This window comes from Lentzea californiensis (assembly GCF_024648825.1).
In the GTDB taxonomy this organism is placed as follows: Bacteria; Actinomycetota; Actinomycetes; order Mycobacteriales; family Pseudonocardiaceae; genus Lentzea; species Lentzea californiensis.
The window spans coordinates 284916-301365 of record NZ_JANBBE010000002.1 but is presented as its reverse complement, the minus strand read 5'-3'; the positions used below and the strand labels follow the sequence as shown (position 1 = coordinate 301365).

The following is a 16450-nucleotide window of genomic DNA, read 5'->3' as shown; positions in this document are numbered from 1 at the left end:
GGAGCAACTTCAAACGTCACCCGTTTGCAGCAACGAACAGCGGTTGGCAATAGGCGTGGAGCAACCACTCCACGTAACCGAAACCCGCTCGTTCCGCCAAAGCGGTGATTTCGTGACGAGCAATCGCCCAATACCGTGCTTTGCCCACCACGACGTGCCACGACTCGGCTTCGTGCAGCTGGAACATCTCCAGTTCGTACTGATCGCCGTCCCAATGCCACAGCTGGAACCACACGACTCGCCCCGGCCCGACGGACGGAGGAGTCGACGACGGCCGCTCGTCGCGGATCGAGTCGTAGTCGCGCGTCGAGAGGAGGAGCCGGCCTCCGGGACGGAGCACACGCCGCATCTCCCGCAACGCCGCCAGGACGTCCTGAGCCGTCAGCAAATGGGGTAGCGCGTTGTCCGCCGCGAGCACGACGTCGAACGAGCCGTCCGCGAACGGCAGCGAGCGCATGTCCGCGGCGAACGCGGGCAACGCGACGCCACGTGCAGAGGCTTCTGCAACGGCTCGAGAAGCCGCCTTGGGACTCAGATCGGTGCCCACGACTTCAAGGCCGCGCAGCGCCAGACCGATCGCTTGCGTGCCGATGCCGCACGCACAGTCGAGAACGCGCGCGTCCGCCGGGATGAACTCCGCCAGCTGCGACGCCTGCCGGGCCATCGACGCGTCCCAGTCCGGGAACATCAGGTCGTACGTCCCGGAGAGGTCGTCGTAGAAGGCGCCGGTCAAATCAGTTCCTCGACCCCCACGGACGTGCGGAGCTTGGCCAGCGCACGGTGCTGCGCCACCCTCACGGCGCCCGGCGTCGACCCGATCGCCTCGGCCGTCTCCTCCGCCGTCAGCCCGACCACCACGCGCAGCAGCAGGATCTCGCGCTGCTTGTCCGGCAGGCCCCTCAGCAACTGACCCAGTCGCACCGAGAGCGAGCCGAGCAGCGCGTTCTCCTCGGGGTCGACGGCCGGCGACGGGCCGTCCGGTACCTCGGCGACGGGCTCGGACCGGTTGCGCGCCGAGACCCTGTGCGCGTCCGCGACCTTGTGCGCGGCGATGCCGTAGACGAACGCCAGGAAAGGTCTTCCCTGCTCGCGATAGGTGGGCAGTGCCGTGAGCACCGCCAGGCAGACCTCCTGCGCCACGTCGTCCGCCGACGCGTACGCCCTTTCGTTGCGACCGACGCGCGCACGGCAGTACCGCGCGACGAGCGGGCGCACGGAGGCCAGCAGCCGTTCGACGGCTTGCCGGTCACCCGCAACGGCCTCGTTGACCAAGGAGGCCAGCAGGTCGGAACTTTCCATCGCGTTGGTCCCTACGTCGGCAGCGGAGACATTATCTTTCGCCGCCGAGTTGTTTGGGACCACTCATCAGGGTCATAGAAGTCCCGATTGCAAAGCGTTTCAGGCGGTGCGGCGGGCGAGCACGTGCAGGCGGGCGGCGACGTCCCTGAGCGGGGAACGCGTGGCGGCGGCCAGTTCCAGCTCGGCGAGCGCGTCGGCGGCACCCGGATTCGCGTCCAGCACCACACCGGGCACGAGATCAGAAACTACCCCGTGACCCTGCAGGATCTCCACGGACAGACCGGCGTCCAGCACGAGTTTCTCGAGTCCGGCGACGTCGAACCGGCGCTGCAACGGGTCGCGGGTGCCCGCGAGCTGGCCCGCGTCGTCGTCCAGCAGTCTGCGCGCGTCGACGATGCGGCCGGCGATCGCGCGGTGCAGGATCGCCGCGAACCGGTTCGCGACCAGCACCGACACCGCGCCGCCAGGGGCTACCGCGGCGGCCAGCGAGGCGAGCGCGGCGGGTGCGTCGTCCACGACCTCCAGCACGCCGTGCGCCAGCACCAGGTCGGCCTCACCGGCGGGAACGCCCAACGAATCCGTGTCGCCCTGAACTGCGTTGATCGTCACACCCGCCTCGCGCGCACGGGTGTTGAGCGTCGCCAGTGCGTTCGGCGAGGGCTCCACGACCGTGACCGCGCATCCCGCTGCGGCTAGGGGAACGGCCCAGACACCGCTGCCACCACCAACGTCGAGCACACGGGGGTGTTGTCCACCCCTGCGCTCGCGTGCGGCGGCCAATTCGGCGTCGAGCACCCTCTGTACGGCGTCCGGTCGCATGTCCAACAGAGTAGGAGACCCTAGAGTAGGTCTGTGCATACGGTGTCCGTGCTCAGCCTCAAGGGAGGCGTCGGCAAGACGACGGTGGTGCTCGGCCTGGCCTCTGCCGCTCTCCGCCGTGGTGTCCGCACTCTGGTGATCGACCTCGATCCCCAGTGCAACGCCACGTCGACGCTGGAGCCAGAGGAGTCCAAGGCCAGCATCTACGACGTCCTGCAGGACCCGTCCGAGGAGAACCTCGAAGAGGCGATCCGCCCGAGCAGGTGGGGTGACGGCATCGACGTGCTGTCCGGGTCCGAGGACGCGGAGCTGCTCAACCACCCGGATCCGAACGAGTCGCGGCTGCACCGGCTCAAGGACGCGTTGCGCACGTTGCGCGGCATGTACGACGAGTTCCCGTACCACCTCGTGCTGCTCGACTGCCCGCCGTCGCTGGGCCAGCTGACCCGTTCGGCGCTGGTGGCGGCCGACCGCGCGCTGCTGGTCACCGAGCCGACGATGTTCGCGGTGGCGGGTGTGCAGCGGGCGTTCGAGGCGGTGCAGAACGAGCGTGAGAGCAACAACGCCGACCTGCAGCCGTTGGGTGTCGTCGTGAACCGCGTGCGGCCGCGTTCGCACGAGCACCAGTTCCGCATCGAGGAGCTGCGTGACATCTTCGGGCCGTTGGTGATGCCGGTGGCGTTGCCGGACCGTCTCGCCGTGCAGCAAGCACAGGGCGCGTGCATGCCGATCCACGAGTGGGGTACTCCTGGCGCGCGTGAGGTGGCGCTGGCGTTCAACCTGCTGCTCGCCCGCATCCAGCGCATCTCGCGGAGCCGGCGCCGGGCCGTGCACCACGACTTCAACGACGACGAGATCCAGGAAGCGGTGGATGCCTGAAGGGGACACGGTCTTCCTGGCCGGTCATCGCATGCACGAGGCGCTGGCTGGGAAGACGCTGCGACGCGGGGAACTGCGTCATCCCCGGCTGGCCGCGCTGGACCTGACCGGTCTGGACGTGCTGGGCGTGCGCACGTACGGCAAGCACATGTTCACCCGGTTCTCCGACGGCAACAGCCTGCGCAGCCACTTCCGGATGGACGGCTCGTGGCACCTCTACCGGCCCGGCGAGCGCTGGCGTCGTCCCGCGCACCAGGCCCGCGCGGTCTTCGAGGTGGACGACCGGCAGGCCATCGGATTCGCGCTGCACGACCTGGAGTTCCTGCCGACCGCCGATGAGGATCGCCTCATCTCCCATCTCGGTCCTGATCTTCTGGCAGCCGACTTCGACGCCGCTGAGGCCGTTCAGCGGTTGACCGCGGACCCTTCCCGGGCGATCGGGCTCGCATTGTTGGATCAGCGGGTCATGGCCGGCGTCGGCAATCTCTACCGCGCGGAAGTTTGTTTCCTGTTGCGCGTTCTGCCGACGACTCCGGTGTCATCTGTGGACGCCTCACGTGCGGTTGCTCTGTCACGCAAGCTCCTGCAGGCCAACCAGTGGCGGCCAGAACAGAGCACCACCGGCGACCCGCGCGTGCAGCACTACGTTTTCGAGCGGACCGGCAAACCCTGTTTGCGTTGCCGCACAAGAGTCCGATCGGACGAGATCGACGGCAGATTCGTGTACTTCTGCCCAAAATGTCAATCAGATTGAACCGAGACGCTCTTCCAGCCGTGTCCCCCAATATGGCGGTCGATCTGGATGCGTTGCGCCCCGGCTTCACCGATGACCCGTACGCGGTGCTGAAGAGCCTGCGCGACGCAGGTCCCGTGCACCGGGTCGAGACCTTCGGCGTGCCCATGTGGCTCGTGACCCGCTATCCCGACGTGCGCGCCGCACTGGACAACCCGCTGCTGTCCTCGCACGGCTCCGCGCTCGCCGAGCCGTTGCGCGGCCATCCGCACTTCGCGTCGTGGTGGTTCGGCGACCTGTCGGACCACATGATGAACAGCGACGAGCCAAATCACACCCGTCTGCGCCGTGCGGTGTCGAGCCAGCTCACGCCGCGCCGCATCGCCGCACTGCGCCCCCGCATCGAGCAGGTCGCCGCACAGCTGGCCAACGACTTCGCCGACTCCGGGCGCTGCGACCTGATCGCGGACTTCGCCGCGCCGCTGCCGATCACCGTGATCATGGAACTGCTCGGCGTGCCCGCCGTCGACCAGGAGAACTTCCGCTACTGGGCGGACGTGGTCACCGGGCTGGCGGACGGTGACGCGTCTTCTGCCCGTGAGGAGACATCGGGCTATCTGCGCGACCTGGTGACGCACAAGCGGACGTCCGGCGACGACGACCTGATCGGTGGCCTGGCCCGCTCGACCGGCGAGGCCGCACTGTCCGACAGCGAACTGGCCTCGCTGGCGTTCCTGCTGCTCGTGGCCGGCTACACCACGGCCGTCGACCTCGTCGGCAACGGCGCGCTGGCGTTGCTGCGCCACCCCGAGCAGCTCGAACTGCTGCAGCGCTCGTCGTCACTGCTGCCCGGCGCGATCGAGGAGTTCCTGCGGTTCGACGGCCCGGCCTCGCACCTGCTGCGGTTCGCGACGCGGCCGCTGACGATCGGCGGCGCGCAGGTCCAGGCTGGCGACGTCGTGCTGCTGTCGCTGGCCTCCGCCGAGCACGACGGCAACCGGTACCCGCGGGCCGACCAGCTCAACATCGAACGGGCGGACCGCCAGCACCTGGCGTTCGGGCACGGCATCCACTTCTGCCTGGGCGCGCCGCTGGCCCGGCTGGAGGGCGAGGTGGCGTTCCGGACGCTGCTGGGGCGGTGCGCGGGGCTGGCCCTGGACACCTCGCAACCGCTGTCGTGGCGGGTCTCGCTGGGCAGCCGCGGGTTGCGAGGGCTGCCGGTGACGTTCCGGACCAAGCCCACGATGCCGTTGGACGAGCAGGCGACCATCAAGGTGCCGAAGCCGCTCTAGCCGCCAACTGCGGACCAGAGGGCCGCGCTCCTGCTCTGAGCTGGCGTTATAGGGTGGGCGCGTGGTGTACAAGCAGGTGGTTCGCAGGGCGTTGTTCGGAATGCACGGCGGCGACGCGGAGCGGGTCCACGAGACCACGCTCGACGTCATGGCGAGGCTGAGCCCGCTGGCGAGGTTCGCCCGCAACCAGAACAACCCGCGCACCGTGTTCGGCGTGCGCTTCCCCAACCCCGTGGGGCTCGCGGCGGGCCTCGACAAGGACGGCCGGGCGTTGCCGGCGTGGGGTGCGCTGGGCTTCGGGTTCGTCGAGGTCGGCACGGTCACGTGGCACGCGCAGCCGGGCAACCCGAAGCCCCGCCTGTTCCGGCTTCGTGAGGACGAGGCGATCATCAACCGGATGGGCTTCAACAACGCGGGTGCGCAAGCGCTTGCCGCGAAGCTCGGCAGGACGCCGCTCAAGGCACCGCTGGGCATCAGCCTCGGCAAGTCCAAGATCACGCCGGTCGAGGACGCCGTGCAGGACTACCTGAACTCGCTGAACGCGCTGAAGAGCCACGGCGACTACTTCGCGATCAACGTCAGCTCGCCCAACACTCCCGGTCTGCGCAGCCTGCAGGACAAGGGCGCGCTCACCGAGCTCGTCGCGACCCTGACCGCGGCGACGGACAAGCCGATGCTGGTCAAGATCGCGCCGGACCTCACCGAGGACGCGATCTCCGAGGTCATCCAGGTGTGCGTCGACAACGGCATCAAGGGCCTCATCGCCACGAACACCACCCTCAGCCGTGAGGGCCTCATGAGCGCGCACAGGAGCGAGACCGGCGGCCTCAGCGGCAAGCCGCTCACCCAGCGCGCGAACGAAGTGGTCCGGTTCATCACGAAGAACAGCGACCTGCCGGTCATCGGTGTCGGCGGCATCGCGTCCGCCGACGACGCCAAGCGCATGGTCGACGCCGGCGCGAGCCTCGTACAGATCTACACCGGGTTCATCTACGAAGGTCCCGGACTCGTGTCGAGGATCAACCGGGCGCTGAGGTGAGGGCTTAGGTGTGGCGGGCGGCCCTGAGCCAGCGCATCACGGGGTGCAGGATCACGACGAGCAGCGAGCCCCACACCATGCCGCCCATCTCCAGGTCGCCGATCTCGATGGTGAGGTCGCCGACGCCGGCCACCAGCGCCGCGCCGCCGACCATGGCGTTCGCCGGGTTCGCCAGGTCGACGCCGCGGTCCATCCAGATCCGCACGCCGACCAGCACGATCAGGCCGTAGAGCACGAGCGTGCAGCCGCCGAGCACGCCCGGCGGGATGGTGCCGAACAGCGCGATGGCCTTCGGGGAGAACGCCAGCAGCGTGGCGAACACGCCGGCGAACGCGAACGCCGCCGTCGTGTAGACGCGGGTCACGGCCATGACGCCGATGTTCTCGGAGTACGTCGTCGTCCCGGCGCCGCCGCCTAGGCCGGACAGGGCGGTCGACAGGCCGTTCGCGATGATCGCGTCGCCCGCGCTGCCGTCGAGGTTGCGGCCGGTCAGCGCCGCGACCGCCTTCACGTGCCCGACGACCTCGGCCACCAGCACGATCACGACGGGCAGCATCAGCAGCACCACGGACGGCCGCAGTTCGGGCTGGTAGAGCTTCGGCAGGCCCACCCACGCCGCGTCGCGCAGCGCGGCGAGCCGTTCCGACGACACGGCGCCGAACGCCAGGCCGCCCATCCAGATCGCGACGAAGCCGATCAGGATCGAGAACCGGAACACCAGACCGCGGCCCAGCACGCCGGCCAGCAGGATCACCAGGGTGGTCAGGCCCGCGATCAGGGGCTGCTCGCTGAAGTTCGAGGTGGCCTGGCGCGAGAGGTTCAGCCCGATGAGGATCACGACGGCGCCGGTGACGACCGGCGGCATGACCGACTCCAGCAGCCGCACGCCGAGCGCCTTGACCGCGATGCCGACGACGATCACCAGCAGGCCCGCGGCGACGACACCGCCGAGTTGTGCGGCGATGCCCTGCTCGCGCGCGGCCACCAGCGGGGCCACGAAGGCGAAGGACGAGCCGAGGTAGCTCGGGACGCGGTTCTTGGTGATGACGAGGAAGAGCAGCGTGCCCAGGCCGGAGAACAGCAGGGTGGTGGCGACGGGAAGGCCGGTGGCGGCGGGAACGATCACCGTCGCGCCGAACATGGCGACGAGGTGCTGCACTCCGAACCCGATGGTGAGAGGCCAGCTCACCCGCTCCTGGGGCGCGACGGTTTCACTGTCGGTGATCCGGCCGTCCCCGTGCACGGTCCACAACGCCAACGCACTGCCTCCCGGCAATTCAGCCGGACTTCCCGCAGACCGGCCCCGGAATCCTGCCACGCCATGTAGCGACTACGGCTAGATAACGGTCCGATAATCACACGATTGCCCTAAGGATCTCCAGAGAGAACCGCCGAATAGGCGCACGCAACTACGGAGCGTTACTTCTTAATGGGCTGAATAGCCTGACACGTCGCGCATCGCGGACGCGAGACCGGCCATGTGGTCCGTGGCGTCGTCCAGGACCTCGCCCGGGTTCTGGAACTGAGTGCTCGCCGCCAGCGCGTTGCCCGCCTCTGCGACCAACGCACAGTAGCGGTCCACGCCGTCGGCCAGTTGCGTCCTGAGCACCCGCACGCCCTCGACCAACGACGCGCGCTCCAGGTGCGGCGCTGTGTCGCGGGCCCGTTCGACGGCCTGGAGCTGCGCCGACACCGCGCGGATGGCCGTGGAGGCCTCCTGGGCGGTCTGGCGGGCGTGCTGGACGGACTCGGTCGGCATCGACGTGAGCGCGGGCGAGTCGAGCTGCACGAGCAGCTGGGTCATCGTGTCCTCGGCGGCGTGGAGCTTCTCCATCGGCACGCGCGCGGACGAGATGTGCGCGGGCAGCGGCGGCCTGGGCGGTGGCGGTGGAGCGAGCTCCAGACGCACCTTGTCCGCCTTGAGCTCACGCAGCTTGAACCCGCTGCGCACGGCGAGGACGGTGGGCACCGCCGCGCCGATCGCCCCGGTGACCGCGGCCCACGTGCCGAGCACACCGGTGAAGCCCAGCAGGGCGAGCGTGCCGAGCATCGAGATCACGATCAGCCAGAACGTGAGCACGGCGTTCGTCCGCTTGCGCTTGCGTTCGAGCTTGGCGCGCGGGTCGTTCCACTTCTGCATCCGGTAGCGCGCCTGCTCGGCCAGCGGGTGGCCCTGGAGCGACACACCCAACTCGTTGACGACCTTGCGGACGATCTCGTTGTTGGGACGGTTTCTCCAGGGCTCCATGATCACCTGCTGACTCCTCCTGCCCCGACGCGCCCAGTCAGTTCTGGGCGGGCGGAACCTGCTGCTGCGTGGTCTTCTGCTCTGACTGGACGCGCTGCGCGATCTCGGCCTGGATCTGCGCGGCCGCGCTGTTGCCCGCGGTCACCTGCTGCGGCGTGTTCGCCTGACCGCCGTGCATCGAGGCGCGGATCTGCTCGAGGCGCGACGAGCCGGCGAGCTGCGTGGTCGAGGCCTGCACCTCGAGCATCCGGCCCTGCACCGAGTTCTGAGCGAGCTCGGCGGACCCGAGTGCGGTCGAGTAGCGCTTCTCGATCTTGTCGCGAACCTCTTCCAGCGACGGTACGTTGCCCGGCGCGGCGAGCTCGCTCATCTGGTTCAGCGACGCGGAGACCTGCTCCTGCATCTTGGCCTGCTCGAGCTGGCTGAGGAGCTTGGTGCGCTCGGCCAGCCTCTGCTGCAGCATCATCGCGTTGCGCTCGACCGCCTGCTTGGCCTGCGCGGCGGCCTGCAACGACTGGTCGTGCAGCGTCTTGAGGTCCTCGATGCCCTGCTCGGCGGTGACGAGCTGGGTGGCGAAACTCTGCGCGGCGTTCTCGAACTGCGTCGCCTTCTGCTCATCGCCCTTCGAGCGCGCCTCGTCGGCGAGCACGAGCGCCTGACGCGCGGAAGCCTGCAGCTTCTCCACGTCGCCCAGCTGGCGGTTCAGCTTCATCTCCAGCTGGCGCTGGTTGCCGATGACGGCGGCAGCCTGCTGAGAGAGGGCCTGGTGCTGCCGCTGCGCCTCCTCGATGGCCTGCTGGATCTGCACCTTCGGGTCAGCGTGCTCGTCGATCTTCGACGAGAACGACGCCATCAGGTACTTCCAGAACTTCACGAACGGACTGGCCATCTCCTACGCCTGCCTTCTCGGTGCCGGTGTTGGATCCATCGTCTCAATTGTTCGTCGGCGTATCCACCGACATGGGGAGATATCCGGGAACACCCTGACCCACCCCGGGACTTAGGAGTACACGCCTGACGACGTGCCAATCCTGCCGGTACCCGCGTCCGGAGACGCGGTGACCCAGCGTGCCGATGCCAAGCCGTTGCCTGCCGCCCAGCACGCTGCCGTCGCTGTCAGTTGAACGTCCGAGGACGCAATCTTGTTGCAGACCGTCACGTGGCGGGGGCCACAGTCGGTGACATGTCACCCGAATGCAGGCGACCCCGCTCGCCATCGGGGCGAACGGGGTCGTGGATGACATGGGATTACGCCGCGACAACTGCCTTGGGCGTCTCGCCGATCTTGCTCGTGAGCCTGTGCGTGAGCATGGGCTGCAGGCGCAGGTCGGACAGGTCGTCCGACAGCGTGGACGGCAGCACGCGGCCACCTTCCAGCTTGCCCCGCTCCGATCGTCCGTCCGGGACGGTGTCGGGCACCGTGTCCGGCGTCTGCTGGACGGCTCCGATGTCGGAGGCGACGTGGTGCAGCAACTCGGACAAGGGCAGCTCAAGCGCGTCACATATGGCCGCGAGGAGCTCGCTGGACGCCTCTTTGCGGCCGCGCTCCACCTCGGACAGGTACCCCAGGCTCACGCGGGCGGTCCGAGAGACCTCGCGCAGCGTGCGGCGTTGGTTGGTGCGGGCATGGCGAAGTCGATCACCGATCGCCTCGCGTAGCAGCACGGTCATCGCGCGCCTCCTTCCGGCCGGCCGTGTCCCTACGTTACCGATCGACACCGACAACGGGCACTGACTTCCGAACACGTCCGCCAAGGGCGAACGAACGCGGAGTCATCATTAGTTCCCGTCCTCGGTGATCAGCAGGTGATCCGACAGCAGGACCAGGGCTTTTTCCACGGCACCGGAACGGACCGCACCGCGGTCACCACTCAGCGTGATTGTCCGCACTGTGGACACTCCAGGGCCGCTCAAGCCGATGTGGACCGTCCCCGGAGCGACACCGTCCTGCGGATCGGGGCCGGCGACTCCGGTGAGCCCGATCCCCCAGTCCGAACGGCACCGCTTCCGGGCACCCTCGGCCAGTTGGATCGCGACGTCGGGATGCACGGCACCATGCTCGTCGAGCAGCTGCTGATCCACGCCCGCGAGCTCGTGCTTGAGCTCGGTGGCGTAGACGATCAACCCACCGCGGACCACGGCACTCGCCCCCGGTGTGTCGACGATCGTCGCGCACAGCAGACCCGCTGTCAGCGACTCAGCCGTGGCAACGGTCTGGTTTCTCGCTTTGAGCAAGCTGACGACGTCTGTCACAGCACCGCCCGGCCTGCTCTTGCCTTCATCTTGAACGCCCGGATGACGTAATCGATTCCCGTGACGATGGTGAGCACGAGCGCGACGGCCATGATCGCCCACGCGATGAGCTCCAGCACGTCGTTCTGCGGGAGCACGAACAGCCCGATCGCGATGACCTGGGCCAGCGTCTTGGCCTTGCCGCCGCGGCTGGCCGGGATGACGCCGTAGCGGATCACCCAGAACCGCAGCAGCGTGATGCCGACCTCGCGCACGGCGATGGTGATCGTGATCCACCACGGCAGCACGTCGAGCATGCTCAGGCCGACCAGCGCGGACCCGGTCAGCGCCTTGTCCGCGATCGGGTCGGCGATCTTGCCGAAGTCGGTGATCAGCCCGTGCTTGCGGGCGAGCGTGCCGTCGATGTGGTCGGTGAAGCTCGCGACGGCGAAGATCCCGAACGCGATGAGGCGCCACGTCGTGTCGAAGCCGCCCGCTTCGAACAGGGAGAACAGGAAGACCGGAACGAGCGCCAGCCGCGCCATCGTGAGGATGTTCGCGACGTTGAGCAGCGGGACCTTCCGGGCCTCCGTCATGTCGGGAGTACCTCGACGATCAGGTCCACACCCTCGGAGTCGACCACGCGGCAACGCACGAAGTCACCGCGCCGGAGACCCTCGGCCTCGAGCACGATGCACTCGCCGTCGACCTCGGGCGCCTGGTGCTCGGCCCGGCCGACGCAGTCGCTCTCGTCGTCCTCCTCGTGCTCGATCAGCACGACGACCTCGGTGCCGACCCGGTCCTCGGCGCGCTGGCTCGTCAGCTCCTCGACGAGGTTGCCGATCCGCTGCACCCGCTCCGCGATGGTGTCGGCGTCGAGCTTGCCCTCGAGCCCCTCAGCCTCCGTGCCGTCCTCGTCGGAGTACCCGAAGATGCCGACCGCGTCCAGGCGCGCCTCGGTGAGGAAGCGCTCCAGTTCCTGCAGGTCGGCCTCGGTCTCGCCGGGGAAGCCGACGATGAAGTTGCTGCGGATGCCGGCCTCGGGCGCGTGCTCGCGGATCTGCCACACGAGCTTGAGGAAGCTGTCCGTGTCGCCGAACCGGCGCATGCGCCGCAGCACGTTCTCGCTGGAGTGCTGGAACGACATGTCGAAGTAGTTCGCGACCTTGTCGGTCTTCGCGATGGCGGCCACCAGCGACGGCTTCGTCTCGGCCGGCTGCAGGTAGCTGACCCGCACGCGCTCGACGCCGGGGATGGACGCCAGCCGCGGGAGGAGCTGCTCGAGTGCGCCCTGCTCGCGCGGCAGGTCCTTGCCGTAGCTCGTGGAGTTCTCGCTGACGAGGAACAGCTCCTTGACGCCGTTCTCGGCGAGCCACATGGCCTCGGAGACGATCTCGTCCGGGAGCCTCGACACGAACGCGCCGCGGAAGCTCGGGATGGCGCAGAAGCTGCACCGCCGGTCACAGCCCGACGCGATCTTCAACGGCGCCACGGGGGCGTCGTCGAGCCGCTTGCGCTGGACCTTGGTCGGCCCCCAGCCGTGGCCGGGCACCTGGACGCCGTCCTTGGCCTCCTGGCGCTTGACCGGCGTGATCGGCAGCAGCGTGCGGCGGTCCACCGGCACGTGCGACTCGACCGGCTTGCCGTGCAGCACGTCCTGCAGGCGCTCGGCCAGGTCGTTGTACTGGTCGAAGCCCAGGACCGCGGCCGCCTCGGGGAGGCTGTCCGCGAGCTCCTTGCCGTACCGCTCGGCCATGCACCCGACCGCGACGACCTTGGCGCCGGTGTCGGAGGCGGCGAGCAGGGTGTCGACCGAGTCCTTCTTCGCCTGCTCGACGAAGCCGCACGTGTTGACGACGACGACGTCCGCGCCCTCGTCCACCAGCTCCCAGCCGCCCTCGCCGAGACGGCCGGCGAGTTCTTCGGAGTCGACCTCGTTGCGGGCACAGCCCAGGGTCAGCAGCGACACACGTCGCGGAGTGGTGGGAGAAGACACGGCGCTCAGAGTAACCGGGTCGGGATGTCAGACCGGAATCGTGCCCACCTCATACTTGACGGTTGTGACCAGTGGGGTAGTCGTGCGGCGTGCCCGCACCAGCGATGTGCGCGCCATGAAGGCGTTGATCGACGGGTATGCCGGCAAGGTTCTGCTGACCAAACCGCTGGTCACGCTGTACGAGGCGGTCCAGGAGTTCTGGGTGGCGGAGGAGGACGGCGAGCTGCTGGGCTGCGGTGCCCTGCACGTGATGTGGGAGGACCTGGCTGAGATCAGGTCGGTCGCCGTGTCGCCGATGGCGCTCGGGCGGGGTGTCGGGCACCGGATAGTGGCGCAGCTCATCGCGACGGCCAGGGAGCTGCAGCTCGGGCGGATCTTCGTGCTCACGTTCGAGACCAAGTTCTTCACCAAGCACGGCTTCATCGAGATCGAAGGCACGCCGGTGAGCCCCGAGGTCTACGAGGAGATCATGCGATCGGTCGACGAGGGTGTCGCCGAGTTCCTCGACCTGAGCTACGTCAAGCCGAACACGCTCGGCAACAGCCGGATGCTCCTGGAGTTGTAACTCTTCGAGTAATTACTCGAAGAGTCTTGACTCGACTAACGGCGCGCGCCAGGATCGGTGCGTGCCCGAATCGCTCACCGTCGACGAGCTCGCCGCCCGGATCGGCCTGCCCAGCAGCACCATTCGCATGTACCAGACGAAGGGTGTGCTGCACGCGCCGAGACGGCAGGGGCGCGTGGCGTACTACGACGCCTCGCACGTCGAGCGGTTGACGTTGGTCCAGCGGTTGCAGCAGCGGGGGTTCTCGCTGCCCGCGATCGCGGAACTGATCTCGGCACGCGAGAAGGGCGAGTCGGTCGCCGCGGTCCTCGGCTTCAGCGAGGCCGAGGGGCCCGACGACTGGGTTCGGATCAAGGTGCGCGACATCAAGCACCTGATTCCGACAGGAGACGTCCAACCGCGACTCCTCCTCCGGGCTATGCGGTTGGGCTTGGTGCGGTGGAAGTACGGCTGGCCGCACACGCGTCGCTGGGCACTCGAAGCGGGCGGCAGGCTTGCCGGCCTCAGGGTGCCCAGCGATGACGTGATGGACAGCTTCACGCGCCTGCGCACGGCGACCGACGCGGTGGCGGCGGACTTCGTGCGGTTGTTCGAACGGCAGTTCTGGCCGGAGCTCGCACGCAAGGCCGGTGACGAGAACCAGCTGGAGAACGTGCGGGCGTTGCTCGTCGAGCTGACGTACACGGCGGAGACCGCGGTGGTGGGGACGCTGCGGGAGTCGATCCGGGACGCCGCCGAGGAGTTCGCGTCACGGCACGGGCTGCTGCCCAGCGACGACTACCAGCCCGCGTGGGCCGAGCAGCCGTTGCCGCCGATCGCCGAGAACCTCATGGACCCGGCGGGAGACCTGCCGAGCGAGCAGGAGATCGAGAACTTCCTGAAACGGGGGGACGAGGATGAGCCTGGTCGCTGATCCCGCCTGGCACGCCCAAGTCCGTGACGAAGGCCTTGTCGTCTACGCGGGAGCGGATCTCGCGTACCTGATCCCAGACCTGCCCAGGGCGGTGGCCGTGGCGCTGGCCGGCCTGTTCGAGCCAGTGTTGAGGGGAGTGGCTCGAACGGTCGACGAGAGCCGGTTGGGGGAACCGGTTCGCCGGCACGTGGCCCAGCTGAGGACCCTGGGCGCTCTCCGCCCGGCCGGGTTGCCCGCCGAGGACGTCAAGCCGATGGGGGTCGGCACGCGCGTCGTCGGGGAGGCACCCGCCGGGCTGGTAGAGCGGTTGCCGCACGACGAGAACCCGGATCTGCTGCTCGTCGTGCGGACGACCGGCACGTTGGTCGACCTGGTCGAGGTGGCGCGCGAGACGAAGGTCCCGCACCTGTTGCTGGACCTCGCGTACCACCACACCGCCGCCGTCGGACCCTTCGTGGTGCCCGGTGCCGGCGCGTGCCTGGCGTGCCTCGCGGTGCGGGCGGGGCGGCGGTGGGGGGATCCGCCGCCTCCCCCGCGTCCCGGAGCTCTCCGGCACGACTTCCCGATTTCCCTTGCCCTGCAGGCGATCCAGAACATCCGGAGCGGCTCGCTCGCTCTGCTGGACACGGTCGTGACCGTCAACCTCGACGAGTTCACGACGACGCGCGAGAGCGTGCTGCCCGCGGCTGGCTGCGAGATCTGCCCGACGGTCGAGTTCGGGCGCGTGTCACTTCCTTGGGGGGACCATGAACGCGACAGCAGTACGGTTACCTGACCAGTTCTCACCCGGTGCGGCCGCCGCCAGCGCCGCCACGCCCACCTGTTGCTGTTGTTGTTGCTGCTGCGCGATCTCCTCGGTCGGAGCGGCCGTGCAGATCCCTGCCGCGCTGTACGAGGAGACGAAAGAGCTCCCCCAGCCTCGCAGCCTGCTCGTCCTGCCCGCCGCGATCTTCCCGTTGCTGGTCGTCGTGCTGCCGTTCGCCACGATGGGCGCGGTCTTCGACATCCCCTGGGGCTGGTGGCTCGGCAGCTTCGCGGCGGCACTCGCGTGGGCCACCGCCTCCGGGTTCATCGCCAAGTCGCCGAACCCGGTGGGCAGCGTGGTCCGGCTGCTCGGCTGGGCCGTGCTGTGGTGCTTGGAGCCGTTCGTCGTTCTGTTCACGCTCGGACCGCTCGCCAGCGTGGACGAGGGCGTCGCGGCGGTGGCCGGTGTGCTCTACCTCGGCGGCGCGCTGGGGCTCGGGTACTGGATCTTCCGGCGTTATCGGGCGAAGCGGTGAAGACCGTCGCGGAGGCGCTGGTCGAGCGGGCGGTCGGCTGGCGGCAGGGCGTCGTGTCGCAACTGCACCCCGTGCCGCACAGCCTGTCCGATGTGGACGTCGAGGGCTGGGCCGCGGTCCCGGAACCGTTCGCCACCGGCGGTACGTCCGGCGGCACCAGCAAGGTCGCCGCGATCGCCGAGGCGCTGGAACGGCACGCCGCCGCGCGGGCGCCACTGGAGTCGGCCACGGACGGTGAGTGCTGGCCGCTGGAGCACTTCAGCCTGCACACGGTCGAGCAGCGCGTGGCCCCGAACTACCGCTACCGCAAGGGATACGTCGACACGCCGTACACGCGGGCATGGACGTTGCCCGGCAACGAACCGATCCGCGTGCCCACCGGTCTCGTCGGCCTGGACGCCTCGTACGGACTGCCCGCGACGTCGTCGGGGCTCGCGGCCGGCCCGTCGACGACCAGCGCGTTGCTGAGGGCCGCACAGGAACTGGTCGAGCGCGACGCGTTCACCACGACCTGGCTGCATTCCCTCGCACCGCAACGGTTCGCCGCCGACCTGCCGCACGGCGCGATGGCGTTCGACCTGACGCCCGCCTACAGCCCGCACCCGGTGGTCGCCGTCGCGGGATCGCTGCCGATTGCGGGCAAACCCCGGCCGACGCTGGGGCTCGCCTGCCGCGCGACCGTGGCGGAAGCGGTGCGGAAGGCCTACGAGGAGTGGGTCCAGGGGACGGTGTTCGTCGAGGTGTGGCTGGCGCGCAACGGCGACCGGCCCGTCGAGGAGGCCACCGACTTCGACACGCACGCCGTCTACTACGCCACGCACCCGGCGGAGTGGGACGCGCTGCCGTGGTTCGGCGGCTTCGAGACCGAACCGCCGTGCGACGCCGAAGCCCGCGGCACGGCAGCGGAACTGACCGAGCTCGTGCACGCCCTCGACCGCGCGGACGTCCGGCTCGCCTACCGCGAGCTCACCACGCCGGAACTGTCGGCCGTCGGACTGCACTGCGTCCGCGTCCTGTCCCCCGACCTCGCGCCACTGCACTCGGACCACCGCTGGCCGCACCTCGGCGGCCGCGCCCGTGAGCTCGCCTGGCGCTACCCGCACGCCTCACCGGGCGTGTTCCCCAATCCCGCACCGCATCCGCTGGGGTGACACC

Annotated in this window: 19 protein-coding genes; 9 read left to right on the top strand and 10 right to left on the bottom strand. The window is 69.0% G+C overall.

Annotated features, from left to right (window positions below):
- Positions 1 to 16 precede the first annotated feature (16 nt).
- From LX88_RS12350 to LX88_RS12340, 3 genes are all read right to left on the bottom strand, one after another.
- A complete protein-coding gene (locus LX88_RS12350) occupies positions 17 to 733 on the bottom strand; it encodes a class I SAM-dependent methyltransferase (protein WP_258947910.1) in 717 nt (238 codons plus the stop codon).
- A complete protein-coding gene (locus tag LX88_RS12345; protein WP_258947909.1) occupies positions 730 to 1299 on the bottom strand; it encodes a sigma-70 family RNA polymerase sigma factor in 570 nt (189 codons plus the stop codon). Before LX88_RS12345 ends, LX88_RS12350 begins: the two co-directional genes overlap by 4 nt.
- 99 nt (positions 1300 to 1398) lie before the next feature.
- The gene (locus LX88_RS12340) at positions 1399 to 2118 is read right to left on the bottom strand and encodes a class I SAM-dependent methyltransferase (protein WP_258947908.1); all 720 of its coding nucleotides are present in this window, start codon (positions 2116 to 2118) and stop codon (positions 1399 to 1401) included.
- A 33-nt stretch (positions 2119 to 2151) separates the two neighbouring features.
- Between LX88_RS12340 and LX88_RS12335 the strand changes: the two genes are divergently transcribed.
- From LX88_RS12335 to LX88_RS12320, 4 genes are all read left to right on the top strand, one after another.
- Positions 2152 to 2997 carry a ParA family protein gene (locus LX88_RS12335; protein ID WP_258947907.1) on the top strand — a complete coding sequence of 282 codons (846 nt, stop codon included), beginning with the start codon at positions 2152 to 2154 and terminating at the stop codon, positions 2995 to 2997.
- Positions 2990 to 3751: an Fpg/Nei family DNA glycosylase gene (locus LX88_RS12330; protein WP_258947906.1), complete on the top strand. Its 762-nt coding sequence runs from the start codon at positions 2990 to 2992 to the stop codon at positions 3749 to 3751. Before LX88_RS12335 ends, LX88_RS12330 begins: the two co-directional genes overlap by 8 nt.
- Before the next feature lie 32 nt (positions 3752 to 3783).
- On the top strand, positions 3784 to 5022 hold the full coding sequence (locus LX88_RS12325; RefSeq protein ID WP_258947905.1) for a cytochrome P450 family protein: 1239 nt from the start codon (positions 3784 to 3786) through the stop codon (positions 5020 to 5022).
- A gap of 61 nt (positions 5023 to 5083) precedes the next feature.
- The gene (locus LX88_RS12320) at positions 5084 to 6061 is read left to right on the top strand and encodes a quinone-dependent dihydroorotate dehydrogenase (protein ID WP_258947904.1); all 978 of its coding nucleotides are present in this window, start codon (positions 5084 to 5086) and stop codon (positions 6059 to 6061) included.
- Between the two features lie 4 nt (positions 6062 to 6065).
- Here the strand turns inward: LX88_RS12320 and LX88_RS12315 are convergent, their stop codons facing one another.
- The 7 genes from LX88_RS12315 to rimO form a co-directional block, all read right to left on the bottom strand.
- A complete protein-coding gene (locus LX88_RS12315; protein WP_211335485.1) occupies positions 6066 to 7319 on the bottom strand; it encodes a uracil-xanthine permease family protein in 1254 nt (417 codons plus the stop codon).
- A gap of 168 nt (positions 7320 to 7487) precedes the next feature.
- Positions 7488 to 8309, bottom strand: a complete 822-nt coding sequence (pspM, locus tag LX88_RS12310) for a phage shock envelope stress response protein PspM (RefSeq protein WP_258947903.1) — start codon at positions 8307 to 8309, stop codon at positions 7488 to 7490.
- A 37-nt stretch (positions 8310 to 8346) separates the two neighbouring features.
- On the bottom strand, positions 8347 to 9198 hold the full coding sequence (locus LX88_RS12305) for a PspA/IM30 family protein (RefSeq protein ID WP_258947902.1): 852 nt from the start codon (positions 9196 to 9198) through the stop codon (positions 8347 to 8349).
- A 359-nt stretch (positions 9199 to 9557) separates the two neighbouring features.
- Positions 9558 to 9980, bottom strand: a complete 423-nt coding sequence (locus LX88_RS12300; protein WP_090073917.1) for a helix-turn-helix domain-containing protein — start codon at positions 9978 to 9980, stop codon at positions 9558 to 9560.
- 108 nt (positions 9981 to 10088) lie between these two features.
- A complete protein-coding gene (locus tag LX88_RS12295; protein ID WP_504928581.1) occupies positions 10089 to 10562 on the bottom strand; it encodes a CinA family protein in 474 nt (157 codons plus the stop codon).
- A complete protein-coding gene (gene pgsA / locus LX88_RS12290; protein ID WP_090073911.1) occupies positions 10559 to 11137 on the bottom strand; it encodes a CDP-diacylglycerol--glycerol-3-phosphate 3-phosphatidyltransferase in 579 nt (192 codons plus the stop codon). Before pgsA ends, LX88_RS12295 begins: the two co-directional genes overlap by 4 nt.
- Positions 11134 to 12537: a 30S ribosomal protein S12 methylthiotransferase RimO gene (rimO, locus tag LX88_RS12285; protein WP_258947900.1), complete on the bottom strand. Its 1404-nt coding sequence runs from the start codon at positions 12535 to 12537 to the stop codon at positions 11134 to 11136. The genes pgsA and rimO overlap by 4 nt, the downstream gene beginning before the upstream one ends.
- A gap of 64 nt (positions 12538 to 12601) precedes the next feature.
- On the opposite strand from rimO, the gene LX88_RS12280 reads away from it, so the two are divergent.
- The 5 genes from LX88_RS12280 to LX88_RS12260 all read left to right on the top strand — a co-directional run bounded on the left by LX88_RS12280 (position 12602) and on the right by LX88_RS12260 (position 16446).
- Positions 12602 to 13102: an amino-acid N-acetyltransferase gene (locus LX88_RS12280; RefSeq protein WP_090073905.1), complete on the top strand. Its 501-nt coding sequence runs from the start codon at positions 12602 to 12604 to the stop codon at positions 13100 to 13102.
- A 61-nt stretch (positions 13103 to 13163) separates the two neighbouring features.
- Positions 13164 to 14015, top strand: coding sequence for a MerR family transcriptional regulator (locus LX88_RS12275; RefSeq protein ID WP_090073903.1), 852 nt, complete (start codon positions 13164 to 13166; stop codon positions 14013 to 14015).
- The gene (locus LX88_RS12270) at positions 13999 to 14790 is read left to right on the top strand and encodes a hypothetical protein (protein WP_258947899.1); all 792 of its coding nucleotides are present in this window, start codon (positions 13999 to 14001) and stop codon (positions 14788 to 14790) included. The genes LX88_RS12275 and LX88_RS12270 overlap by 17 nt, the downstream gene beginning before the upstream one ends.
- A 94-nt stretch (positions 14791 to 14884) precedes the next feature.
- Positions 14885 to 15295 carry a hypothetical protein gene (locus LX88_RS44235; RefSeq protein WP_258947898.1) on the top strand — a complete coding sequence of 137 codons (411 nt, stop codon included), beginning with the start codon at positions 14885 to 14887 and terminating at the stop codon, positions 15293 to 15295.
- Entirely contained in the window at positions 15292 to 16446 is a 1155-nt protein-coding gene (locus LX88_RS12260; protein WP_258947897.1) for a YcaO-like family protein, read from the top strand. Before LX88_RS44235 ends, LX88_RS12260 begins: the two co-directional genes overlap by 4 nt.
- The last annotated feature ends 4 nt before the right edge of the window (positions 16447 to 16450 follow it).